This window comes from Chryseobacterium sp. CY350 (genome assembly GCF_027945075.1).
Taxonomy (GTDB): domain Bacteria; phylum Bacteroidota; class Bacteroidia; order Flavobacteriales; family Weeksellaceae; genus Chryseobacterium.
This window is the reverse complement of sequence record NZ_CP116034.1, coordinates 1,899,241-1,911,935: the sequence shown is the minus strand read 5'-3', so window position 1 is coordinate 1,911,935 and position 12,695 is coordinate 1,899,241. Positions and strand designations below refer to the sequence as shown.

Sequence of the window (12,695 nt, the reverse complement as noted above, 5' to 3'; positions counted from 1 at the left end):
AAGTAAAGAGTGCTAAAAACGACCATCAATTTAGAACCCGGAAAAAAGGTGTACTTTGCATCAGATCAGCATTTTGGTGCTCCCGATCCGAAACAGAGCAAAATTCGGGAAGAAAAATTTATCCGTTGGATGAATGAGATCAAAGAAGATGCTCAGGTTTTGTTTTTGATGGGTGATTTATTTGATTTTTGGCACGAATGGAAGCATGTCATTCCGAAAGGTTATGTGCGAGTTTTGGGGAAAATTGCTGAATTGAAAGATAGCGGCGTTCATGTTTATTTTTTTGTCGGAAATCATGATCTTTGGATGAAAGACTATCTTGAAGAAGAAATTGGCTGCACTGTTTTCTATAAAAAGCAATATTTTGAAATCGCCGGAAAACAGTTTCTTTTAGCTCATGGTGATGGTTTGGGACCAGGTGACAAAGGCTATAAAAGAATGAAAAAAGTCTTTACAAATCCTGTTGCACAGTGGTTTTTCAAATGGCTTCATCCTGATATTGCAATGAAAGTGGCTCTGTATCTTTCACAGAAAAATAAAATGATTTCAGGAGATGAAGACAAAGCTTTTTTGGGAGAAGATAAAGAGTTTCTGATCATTTACTCCAAAGAAAAGCTGAAAACTGAAAAAATTGATTACTTTATCTATGGTCACCGACATCTGCCAATGGTATTAGATTTAAGTGAAAATTCAAAGTACATCAATCTTGGGGACTGGATCTCTTATTTCACTTACGGAGTTTTTCGACATGATTTTGAATTGAAAACTTTTGAACAGAAATAAAAAAAATTACCTCCGAAGAGGTAATTCCGAATAACAGTTTCTACGGCTGTTATTTCTAATCCATATTCCGCAGATTGACTTGCAATAAACCGACCAACCTGATCATTTATAGATTAATAAACTGTAAAGTTTTCATTATAATGTTGTAAGTGATTCATAATGAATCAATAAAGTTTAAAAAATATTACGTTGATAAGTATATTTGATATCACAACCGAGCAGGAGTTTGAAAATCTGGCGCTGACGACTTTTCGCTACCAGTATAAAAACATAGAAGTCTACAGAAAATTTGTAGATTATCTCAATATTGATGTTGAAAAAATAATGTCATTAGATAAAATTCCTTTTTTGCCGATCGAAATGTTTAAAAATCATCAGATCTTAGACAAAAATATCTCTACTGATCTGTATTTTCAAAGTTCAGGAACTACTCAGATGAATTTGTCTAAACATTTCATCGCAGACGAAAACATTTATCAGGAAAGTATTTACAAGAGTTTTGAGCAATTTATAGGAAAGCCGGAAGATTATATTTTTCTTGGATTGTTGCCAAGTTACCTCGAAAAACAGAATTCTTCGCTGATCTATATGGTAGATTTTCTAATGAAAAAATCTGGCAAACCGGAAAATGGATATTTCCTTTACAATCACGCAGATTTATTCAACCTTTTAAATGAACTGAAAGACAAAAAAGTCATTTTATTTGGTGTTTCATTTGCTCTTTTAGATTTTTTGGATTTCTGTAATTCAAATTCGCAGGCTCTGATAAAATCTAATAATTTGACAGTTATTGAAACAGGCGGAATGAAAGGGAGGAAAGAAGAAATGACGAAAGACGAACTTTTAAAAATTCTTCAGAACGGTTTTAGTACTGAACAAATATATTCAGAATATTCGATGACAGAATTGCTTTCGCAGGCCTATTCTTTGGGCAAAAATATTTACAAATGTCCGAATTGGATGCGGGTTTTGATACGAAATGCCGAAGATCCTTTCGGATATGAGAAAGCCGGGAGAACGGGAGCTGTCAACATAATTGATCTGGCAAATATTCATTCGTGTTCGTTTATTGCAACACAGGATTTGGGTAAATTATTGATTGAAGATCATAAGAAATTTCAGGTTTTGGGAAGAATTGATCATTCGGATATTCGGGGATGTAGTTTGTTGGTGAGTTGATGGGTTTGAGAGTGGGAGAATAAGAGAGAGTTTTAGGGATTGTGATCTTTGCTGAGTGACACGCCTTTGCTTACGAAAAAATATTCTCAATACTTAAAAAAAATCTTAGCAAACTTTGCGTTAAAAATTTAAAGGCATTAAAAGTGTTAAAAATAGAAGAATTAGTTCACGCTTACATTCACACAAACTGTGATTTTGAAAAAGAAATTGTTTTGAGCAACCATTTTCATTCAGATTGGGAAGCAGATATTTTGATTATTGATTTTGAAGGATTCAGTCACGAAATTGAAATTAAACTTTCAAAAAGTGATTTTAAAAATGATTTTAAAAAATCGTACGTCAATGCTAAAACTGGTGAGAAGTTTCTGAAGCATGATAAAATATGTTGTGGCGATTATCCGTGCAACTCATTCAGTTTTTTGCTTCCGATGGGAATGATTGAGCATGCTCAGATTCCGGAACATTGTGGAATTATTGAATTTTACCACAATGCTGATACTTGGGAAACAGAATTTTATCTCATTCGGAAACCCAAAAAAGTACACGAAGATTCTTATTGGAAACTGAATGATAAAGATCTTTTTATCAGAAAAATGGCCTTAAACTTACTCCAGCGAAAAATGGAGATTAAAGGAAAACATGAAGAGCTTATCTTCAAAAACCCTTTTGAAATAAAGAAATTAAAATAGAAAATCCTGTCAAAAGACAGGATTTTGATATATCTGTATTTATTATTTTGCCTGTTCAGGTCTTTCCATCAATAAATTATAGGTAAAAGCTGCTGCAACTCCTCCTAAAACCGGAGCAACAACGAATAACCATAATTGTGAAAGAGCAGCACCACCCGCAAAAATTGCAGGACCGATACTTCTTGCAGGATTTACAGAAATTCCGGTCACTTTAATGCCTACAATATGAATTAAAACCAAAGAAAATCCGATCGCCAAACCCGCAAAGCCGCCATTGATATTTTTTGTAGAAGTTGATCCCAAAATTACCATAAGGAAAATAAAGGTAAAGATAAATTCTGCTACAAAAGCTGCTGTTGTATTGTAAGCATCAAGATATCCCGTTCCCCAACCGTTGGAACCCAAGGCCCATTCTTTCATTTCTGCACCGGGATGATTCATGAAAATTATATAAAGAATTCCTGCTCCGATGATAGCGCCAATAATCTGCGCAATAATATAGCGGATGGCTTCATCCATTTTCATTCTTCCGGCAGCAACCATTGCAATTGAGATCGCGGGATTGATGTGACATCCTGAAATATGACCAATTGCGTAAGCCATAGCAACTACACTGAGACCGAATGCGAAAGAAATTCCCAGAAGTCCGACTCCTGTAGTGCCGTCTGCGCCCGCAATTACTGCGCTTCCGCATCCCATTAGAACAAGTACCATGGTACCGAGCATTTCTGCAACAAATTTTGAAGTTTTTGAAATCATCTTTTAATGTATTTTAAATTGTTGAGCGAATGTACAAAAATTAATTATTCATAATTATGGTTAATAAATTTAATTTTAAATAAATAATATTATATTTTATTAGATTTAGTTATAATTATTTTATATATCATTGATTATATTTCAATCATAATATTTTATGTCGTTTTATTAAATTAATATCTTTGGCAATAACAAAATCTCTGTTTTTTACGTTTAAAATTTGAAAATAGTTTCTATGAGGAAGTTTTTATACATTATAATACTGGCTTTTTATCAGTTTGCCCAAGGTCAGGCATCGAAGAAAACATTGCCATGCTATGATCTCACCGAGGTTTTGAAAGTTGAGCCTACCGCACTTTATAAACCTCATTTGGATGCTTCGAAAAGTTTTAATGTAAATATTCTGAAAAACACATCAAACGTTCAGAAATATATCAATAAAGGTAAATTTCACACTATCAATAAGACAGGAAAAGGATATAGAGTGCAAAAATTAGATTATAGCAGGCCATACCTGGTTTCTAAGGCAAAAAAAACTTTAGAAAAAATAGGAGCTAGATTCAGCAAAGAAACAAAAGGGCGCACATTTACTGTTTCTTCTATTACCAGAACGCTGGAAGATCAATGCAGATTAAGAAAAGTTAATACCAATGCGTCTTTAGGAATCAGCTCGCACAATTACGGTAATTCTTTTGATATTTCATATGTAAGATTTAATAATAAATTGAGACCAGATGAGAAAATGGAAGCCGCACTTGAAAAAGTTTTAAAATATTACGTCAATGCAGGGCAGATTTTTTACATCAAAGAGAGGCAGCAAAGCTGTTTTCATGTGACGGTTCGGAATTATTAAATTTAAAGTCTTTTATTTTGCGTATTTTTGCACCCGAAAAATATTCAGTATACATTATTCATCATTAATTACTCATAAAGATGCTTTCGGTTCAAGGTTTAGGTTTACATCATTCGGGAAACTATCTGTTTCAAAACGTCAATTTCACCATCAAAAAGGATGATAAAGTTGGTTTGGTCGGTAAAAACGGAGCGGGGAAATCCACTTTGTTAAAAATGCTTTCCAAAGAAATCACTTTTTACGAAGGCGTGGTCGTTCCGGAAGGTAATATTACGATCGGCTTTCTGAAGCAGGATCTGGATTTCGTGAAGGGTAGAACCGTTTGGGCAGAGACTATGCAGGCTTTTGAGCAGATTAATGCATGGAAAAATGAGTTGGAAGAAGTTAACCATCAGTTGGCAACAAGAACCGACTATGAAAGTGATGCTTATACGGATATCATCAACAAAATGACGGAGCTGAATGATCTTTTGATGCATCATGACGCGTATAATCTGGAAGGTGATATTGAAAAAGTATTGTTTGGTTTAGGTTTTAAAGCCGATGATTTTCAAAAAATAACTGATGAATTTTCAGGAGGCTGGAGAATGAGAATTGAACTGGCAAAATTGCTTCTTCAGAAAAATGATCTGATGCTTCTCGATGAGCCTACCAATCACCTGGATATGGAATCGATCATTTGGCTGGAAAACTTTTTGAAAGATTATCCAGGAGCAATCGTTTTGGTAAGTCACGATAAACAGTTTATGACCGCAGTTTGTAACAGGACTTTTGATGTAAACAACAGAAAAGTAGATGATTATAAGACTAATTATACTAAATATCTGGTAATGCGGGAAGAACGTCGTGAAAAACTGATTCAGGCTAAAAAGAATCAGGATGCGGAGAAGAAGCAAATGGAAGATAACATTAATAAGTTTCGTGCAAGTGCCACCAAAGCATCTTTTGCGCAGTCGCTTATTAAAAAATTAGATAAAATTGACCGTATTGAAGTTGATAACGAAGACGTTTCTAAATTTAATATCCGTTTTCAACAGTCTGTTGTTCCTGGGAAAGTGATTTTCGAAGCAGAACATTTAGGAAAAGCGTACGGTAAAAAGCAGATTTTTGATGAGGTAGACTTTATTGTTCAAAGAGGTGACAGAATTGCGCTTCTTGGGCAAAACGGACAGGGAAAAACAACTTTAGCCAAAATTCTTGCAGGAGATATTAAAGATTATTCTGGAAGTTGGAACTTAGGCCACAATGTAAATATCGGTTATTTTGCACAAAATCAGGAAGAGGTTTTAACACCGAATAAAACTGTTCTGGAAGAAGCTGAAGATTCTGCAACCGAAGAAACGAGACCGAGAGTAAGAGATTTGTTAGGATCTTTCTTATTTCAGGGTGAAGCGGTGAATAAAAAAACGAAAGTACTTTCCGGAGGAGAAAGAAACCGTTTGGCGCTTTGTAAATTATTGCTCCGTCCGTTCAACACGTTGATTATGGATGAGCCTACCAATCACCTTGATATTCAATCTAAAGAGATTATCAAACTGGCTCTACAGAAATTTGAAGGTACTTTAATCGTTATTTCTCACGACAGAGAATTTTTACAGGGACTTTGTGATAAAATTTATGAATTCCGTGACGGACATATGAAAGAATTCTTAGGAAGTGTGAATGAATATCTTGAATTCAGACAAAAAGAATCAATCAGAGAAATTTCTGCCGAAAAAGCAAAACTTCATGACGAAGATGCAAAGATTGTGGAAAAAGCTAAAGCAGAAGAAAAACAAGCCAAAGCTGAGATAAAATCGACTGTCATCGTAAGCAAAGAGCAAAAAAATATTCAGAATAAAATAAAAAAAGTTGAAGAAAGAATTTCTGAACTGGAAACGGCAATAGAAACTATGGAAGCAACTTTCACTTCTGAAAATCCGTCTGACGAAACATTAGAAAAATACAATAAAACAAAAGAAGATCTTGACGCAGCATTGCAGGAATGGGAATATCTTGGAACTCAGCTTGAGTAATTTTATTTCTTTAAAAATATATGAAAGGATGGGTTTATAACTCATCCTTTTTTTGTGGAAGTTGTGCTGTTTTATCAGTTTCGTAAACATGGAATTTTATTAGGTGAATACAATCATCATAAATATCCATAATTTAATGTTTAATTAAAATCCTTTAAAATATTATTCTTATTTTTGCTAAATGATTTTCAAAGAAAGCAGAAATCTGAAAAGTTTCGTTTCCAAACTTCTGTTTGGGATCTACTTTTTTGCGTTGTTTTCTTCAAGTTTTCACAGTCATGAATCTTCAGATGTTTTTGTAGGATTTAATTTTAAAAAAACAGAAAACAACATTTCAAAATCTGATGCCAAAGAAAAAGCCGGTGACTGTCTGGCGTGTCATTTTTTGGCTACAGGAAATACTTTAGTTCCTGAAGAATTTAATTTTACTTTTGAAAATTACACTCAGGAAGTAGAACAGATTCTTACATTACAGGAAAAAATTTGGTCTCAAACCAAATATACTTTTCAACTTCGGGGTCCACCCACAATTTCTTAATTTCCAATTTACTTGCCGGATTTTTTGATTTAATTTTTAAAAATTAAATGTTTAAACGATATTTTGATTTTAAACCGCAAAATTTAAACATTAAGAAAGTGAAAATATTAAGTTTTTTTAAGCTTAATATCTAAAAGATATTGATAAGCGGTTCGCTTACTTCAAATTTATTTGAATCTTAAAAACCTTATTCACTTATCAATCTTAATGGTTCAAATTTGAAACTCAAGTTTTTTCATTAAATTTTTAATGAAAATATATTCAGAATATGAATGGCTGTGAGTTTTAATTTAAACAAAAAATCCAGTCAAATTTTTAAACAAACACAACTTTACAGGTGTTGCCAATCGCATCATTGTGTAAAGTCAATTCAAGCTATTTACAATGAAACTGATATATAGTTTATTACTGATCTTTTGTGGATTAGTAATTACAAACGCACAGAAAACTTTTTCTGTTCAGGGTACAGTTCAGGATTTCCACGACAAAACCATGCTCGAAAATGCTGTGGTCAAATTGGGAGATTTCACTGCCAAAACAGATAAAAACGGAAAGTTTTCTTTCAATAAAATTCCTGCGGGAAATTACAAACTCATTGCGAAGCATCCTGATTGTAATGATTATACTGAAAATGTAGGAGTTACGAAGGATGTTCATCTGTCGATTACGTTAGAACATCACGCTGGCGAAATCGAAACAGTGACCATTCATGGAAGTCATAAAACAAATGGTTCTTTAATAATTAAAACCCTTGACAAGTCTGAAATCGAAAGAAACACGACCGATAATCTTGGGAATTTATTATCAAAAATTTCTGGCGTTACTGCCTTAAAAACGGGTAATAATGTTTCAAAACCGGTTATTCACGGTCTTTACGGAAGCCGGATCGCTATTTTAAACAACGGAGTGAAACTTGCCGAGCAGGAATGGGGCGTTGAGCATGCGCCAAATGTTGATATCAACAACTTTCAACATATCGATGTCATTAAAGGTGCTTCGGCTTTGAAATACGGAAGCGATGCGATCGGAGGAGTTGTCGTCCTTGAGCCTGAGATTTTTCCTAAAAAAGATACAATTAAAGGTTCGATCGGTCTTTCGGGAATTTCAAATGGTAGAGGTTTAGCTCTTGATGTAGATGTTGCCAAGGTATGGAAAAACGGATGGGCGGTTAAATCTGGAGGAAGCATCAAAAAATTAGGCGATCAAAGTGCTCCGGATTATAACCTGAAAAACACGGGAATGGATTTTTCTTCCTTCAATTTCACGGTTCAGAATAATACATTTGAAAAAGGAATTTCATTTGATTATTATTTGACCAATCAGAATATAGGGATTTTAAGAGATTCTCACGTTTCTACAACGGGTGATTATGACAGAGCCATGACTGCAAGTATTCCTGTTTATTCGGGGAATTTCAGTTATGATATTGATAATCCGCGACAGGTGATTGAGCATCATATTGCTAAAGTTTCGGCCTTTAAAAGATTTTCAACGATCGGAAAACTTTCTGCAACGTACAGTTATCAGTACAATCACAGACAGGAGTACGACATCAGAAGAGGTGAATTGAAAGATACGCCTTCTCTGGATCTTGAATTGATGACGCATCAGTTTAATTTGAATGATTTACTGGAAAGAGAAAAATGGTCGTTAGAAACAGGTATTGACGGTAGTTTTCAAAACAATTATTCAGATCCTGCGACAAAAGCGAGACGTCTGATTCCTAATTATGACAAATATTCTGCGGGTGCTTATTCGGTTTTTAAATATAAAATTTCGAATCATTTTAATTTTGAAGCTGGAGCGAGATATGATTTCGCCCGTTATGATGTCACGAAATGGTATGACAAAAGCGATTGGGAAGGAAGATATGCCAACGTTTTTCCAGAATTTTATGTGAAAACTGATCAAAACAGAATTTTGACGCGTCCTCAATTAAACTATAACAATGTTTCTTTCAATGCAGGTCTGGAATATCATCCAGGTTCTGTATTTGATCTGAAATTTAATTATGCGAAAGTGGGAAGATCTCCGAATGTTGCAGAACTGTTTTCTGACGGATTGCATCATTCCGCAGGAATTATTGAAACCGGAGATATGGGATTGAAAAACGAACAGGGACATCAGTTTAATTTAACAGTGGATTCAAAATTCAATGTTTTGAGAGGGCTGAATATTTCTGTAAATCCTTATTTTTTCATTACTAAAAATTTCATTAATGAAGTTCCTGTTGGGATTAAAGGTACGATCAGAGGTGTTTTCCCGGAATGGGCGTATCAGCAGATTGATGCAAAAATGTATGGTCTGGATCTGGATGTGAATTTTAAACTTACAGATGATCTCACCTACGTTGGAAAGGGAAGTTATGTTTACGGACAAGACGAAACCAACAACGAACCATTAATTTTAATGATGCCTCCGAATTTCTCTAATGCATTGCAGTTCAAAAAAGAAAAATGGAATAACTTCTATTTTACTATTGAGAATCAAACCTCTTTAAAGCAAACTAGATTTCCTATCAGAAATGCAGACTTAGAAATTTACGAAAACGGAGAACTGACTGATAAAACAATTGATTTCAGTACTCCGCCAAACGGATATTCGCTCTGGAATATTCAGACGGGCGTTAATATTAGCAAAAATCTTTCTGCGGGTCTTATCGTGAATAATCTATTTAACACTTCATATAGAGATTATCTGAATCGTTTGAGATTCTTTGCGGATGAGGCAGGAAGAAACTTTATTTTAAACTTTAGATACAGATTCTAAAGATTTCAACAAATTATTCAATCAAATTTTACAAACTTAAATTTATCAAAATGAACAAATTATTTAGTACTAAAAATATCATCAAATTATTAGCTGTTTTATTCATCACAATTACGGTTGTTTCTTGTCAGAGAGACGGTTCGGCCGAAGAAGATGATCTTCCACAAGAAGAATTAACCAATATTATTTTATTAGTGAAAGAAGATTCTCCGGGAGCTACTGCAATAGAATATAACTACAGCATTGGCGCAGGTGGGATTCCTACAATTCCGCTTACCAACGGAAAAACGTATACCGTCGAAGCAAAATTCAGAAACGGAAATGACGATGCAACTCAGGAAATCATTGAAGCTAAAGACGAGCATTTCCTTATTTTTGATTTCCCTAAATCTAATATCAATATTACAAGATTAGATGGAAACGATCTTAGAAATGACGGAAAAAGAGTAGGGTTGAGAACGAAATGGGAAGTGGTAAATGTAGTAAATTCTCCATCGCCATTTTTAAAATTAGATTTAATTCATGCTCCTCAAAGTGTAAACGATGCAAAGTCCGGAACAGCTTGGGGAAGTGTAGTAGGAGGTGAAACTGATGCGGAAGCAACATATAACCTAATAAATTAGTAATAGCCTCTAGATATACCAAAACCACTGAAATATTCAGTGGTTTTTTATTTTAACTTTATTATAAGAAAATGAATGGTTTGTTTTAATAAAAAATTCATATTTTTGCAACCTAAAATTTTAATCAATAATGAAGGTTACCGCAAAAAACCATGATGATGTAAGTGCATTGCTTACAGTAACATTGGAGAAATCTGACTACAAAGAAAAAGTAGAAAAGCAATTGATTAATTATGCTAAAAACGCACAGGTTCCTGGTTTCAGAAAAGGAAAAGTGCCTTTGAGTATGGTTAGAAAGCAATATGAAGCAGGGATTGCATTCGAAGAAATCAACAAACAAGTTTCTGATGCTTTGAATAACTATATCAACGAAAACAAACTAAGATTAGTTGGTCAGCCAGTTCCACAGCCTGTAAATGATTTTAATCATAATGCAGAGAAATTGGAAGTTGCTTTTGAAGTAGGTTACGAACCAGAATTTACTATAGATCTAGCTAAATACGAAGCTCCACACTACAAAGTAGAAGCTTCTGATAAAGAAATCAGCAAAAGCATTGAGAACATGCAGAAGCGTTTTGCAGAGCAGGTTCCGCAAGACAAAATCACTAAAGATTCTTACATCAACCTAGAAATTTCTCAGGTTATAGAAGAAGATGCTGAAGGTGAGCACCACCACCATCCAAAAAATGTTACCATTACTGCTGAAAACAAAGATGCTTTCAAATTGGTAAAAGGTTTGAAAATGGATGAGTCTGTGAAAGTTTCTAAAGAAACTTTGGCTTCTGACGAAAACTTAGCTAAAGAATTAGGGTTTACTAAAGAAGAAGCTGAGCATTTGCACCACGCTGAAGTTGAAGTGAAAGTAAAAGATTTTTACAGCTTAAACTTAGCAGAACTTAACGAAGAACTTTTCAATAAAGTTTACGGTGAAGGAAACATCAAAACTGAGGAAGAACTTAAGGAAAAAGTGAAATCTGAGTTAGATGAATATTTCCAGCAAAATGCTGATGTACATTTCGTAAACAAAGTATTGGAGCAGGTTTCTGAAAAAGAAGAAGTGAAACTTCCTGAGTCTTTCCTGACAAAATGGTTGGTATTCTCTAATCAGAACATTCAGAATGAAGAGCAGGCAAAAGAGATTCTTGAAAACGAGAAAAATCAATTGAAATATCAGATCATTGAAGGTAAATTGATGTCTGATAACAATATCCAGTTAGATTATGCAGATGTTTTGGCTCAGGCTGAGCAGTTGGTAAGAAACCAGTTGGCAATCTACGGAATTCACCATTTAGGAGACGAGGAAATTCAGAAATACGCTGTTGAGATGTTGAAAGATCAGGAGCAGGTGAGACAAATCTCTTCTGAAGTTGCAATGGCTAAACTAAAAGATGTAATTCTTGAAAAAGCGACTAAAAAAGAAACTGCAATCTCTCACGACGAGTTTTTGGAAGAATTGAAGAAGTAATTTACATTTCATATAAAAATTGAAACCCACCGCTTTGGTGGGTTTTGTTTTTTTTTAAGCTCAGATTAAAACTATTTAAATATTAGTAGCAATGTAGCTTTTTTCAATGAACAAAAGTTGATACATCTGCACCGCTCAAAAATTCATATATTTACATCACTAAAATTTAAATCATATGAAAAAGATAATCGTTCCGTTTTTCTGTGCTATGATGTTTTCTACATCAGCAGTGGCACAAAAAACATCTACGGCTACTGTAAAATCTACAGCTTCAACATCTCAGATCACTCCGAAGCAGGTCATCGACAACTATTTGACGGCTCTTGGCGGAAAAGCAAAGTTGGAAGCAGTGAAATCTACCATTATTGAAAATACAATCAATGCTCAGGGTATGGAGATCAACTCTACGACCAAGAAGATGGGAAATAAATTCAAATCTGTACAATCTGTAATGGGGCAGGAAATGACTCAGGTTTTCGATGGTGAGAAAGGATATATGAACCAGATGGGTACTAAAACAGATTTTCCTGCAAATCAGATTGCAGACCTTAAAAACAGCAAAACAATTGATGCCTTAGGTTATGATGCGTCAAAATTCCAGACCGTAACGGTAGAAAAAATAGATGGCAAAGATTACAATGTTCTGTCTTCAGACAAAGGTAAATTTTACTTCGATGCTGCTACAGGATTGCTTTACAAAGCTGGAACAGGACAGGGAGATGCAATTATGAAAAGCTATATTACGGTAGACGGAATAAAATTTCCTGAACTGATAGAAGCAGAAGGAGCAGGTCAGAAAGTGACTATCAAAACTAATAAAGTGACGTTGAACTCTGGTGTGAGCGATGCGGATTTTAAGTAAATAAATACATTATGTTAAAAAGACCGGATTTATTCCGGTCTTTTTTGTTTTTCGTATATTTTGTTGTTAATTTTAACTGTAATTTAACTAAAAGATGTGTATTTAAATTTCTTGTAATTGTGAATAATGTATATTTTTACATCGCAAAATTTAAATGCTA

Annotated in this window: 11 protein-coding genes; 10 read left to right on the top strand and 1 reads right to left on the bottom strand. The window is 34.2% G+C overall.

Annotated features, from left to right (window positions below):
• Positions 1-9 precede the first annotated feature (9 nt).
• The 3 genes from PGH12_RS08770 (at position 10) to PGH12_RS08760 (ending at position 2,651) form a co-directional block, all read left to right on the top strand.
• Positions 10-783, top strand: a complete 774-nt coding sequence (locus PGH12_RS08770) for a UDP-2,3-diacylglucosamine diphosphatase (protein ID WP_267599724.1) — start codon at positions 10-12, stop codon at positions 781-783.
• Positions 784-972: 189 nt separating this feature from the next.
• On the top strand, positions 973-1,962 hold the full coding sequence (locus tag PGH12_RS08765; protein WP_267599725.1) for a LuxE/PaaK family acyltransferase: 990 nt from the start codon (positions 973-975) through the stop codon (positions 1,960-1,962).
• Positions 1,963-2,105: 143 nt separating this feature from the next.
• A complete protein-coding gene (locus PGH12_RS08760) occupies positions 2,106-2,651 on the top strand; it encodes a hypothetical protein (RefSeq protein WP_267599726.1) in 546 nt (181 codons plus the stop codon).
• Positions 2,652-2,693: 42 nt separating this feature from the next.
• Here the strand turns inward: PGH12_RS08760 and aqpZ are convergent, their stop codons facing one another.
• Complete coding sequence (gene aqpZ / locus PGH12_RS08755; protein ID WP_267599727.1) at positions 2,694-3,410, bottom strand: aquaporin Z; 717 nt, start codon at positions 3,408-3,410, stop codon at positions 2,694-2,696.
• A 235-nt stretch (positions 3,411-3,645) separates the two neighbouring features.
• Between aqpZ and PGH12_RS08750 the strand changes: the two genes are divergently transcribed.
• The 7 genes from PGH12_RS08750 (at position 3,646) to PGH12_RS08720 (ending at position 12,535) form a co-directional block, all read left to right on the top strand.
• Entirely contained in the window at positions 3,646-4,263 is a 618-nt protein-coding gene (locus PGH12_RS08750; RefSeq protein ID WP_267599728.1) for a DUF5715 family protein, read from the top strand.
• Between the two features lie 80 nt (positions 4,264-4,343).
• Complete coding sequence (locus tag PGH12_RS08745; protein WP_267599729.1) at positions 4,344-6,278, top strand: ABC-F family ATP-binding cassette domain-containing protein; 1,935 nt, start codon at positions 4,344-4,346, stop codon at positions 6,276-6,278.
• 181 nt (positions 6,279-6,459) lie between these two features.
• Complete coding sequence (locus PGH12_RS08740) at positions 6,460-6,816, top strand: hypothetical protein (protein WP_267599730.1); 357 nt, start codon at positions 6,460-6,462, stop codon at positions 6,814-6,816.
• Positions 6,817-7,200: 384 nt separating this feature from the next.
• Positions 7,201-9,585, top strand: a complete 2,385-nt coding sequence (locus tag PGH12_RS08735; RefSeq protein ID WP_267599731.1) for a TonB-dependent receptor — start codon at positions 7,201-7,203, stop codon at positions 9,583-9,585.
• A gap of 50 nt (positions 9,586-9,635) precedes the next feature.
• Positions 9,636-10,208 (top strand): hypothetical protein, encoded by a 573-nt coding sequence (locus tag PGH12_RS08730; RefSeq protein ID WP_267599732.1) that lies wholly within the window; start codon positions 9,636-9,638, stop codon positions 10,206-10,208.
• A 130-nt stretch (positions 10,209-10,338) separates the two neighbouring features.
• Positions 10,339-11,673: a trigger factor gene (locus PGH12_RS08725; protein WP_267599733.1), complete on the top strand. Its 1,335-nt coding sequence runs from the start codon at positions 10,339-10,341 to the stop codon at positions 11,671-11,673.
• A gap of 175 nt (positions 11,674-11,848) precedes the next feature.
• Positions 11,849-12,535 (top strand): hypothetical protein, encoded by a 687-nt coding sequence (locus PGH12_RS08720; protein ID WP_267599734.1) that lies wholly within the window; start codon positions 11,849-11,851, stop codon positions 12,533-12,535.
• The last annotated feature ends 160 nt before the right edge of the window (positions 12,536-12,695 follow it).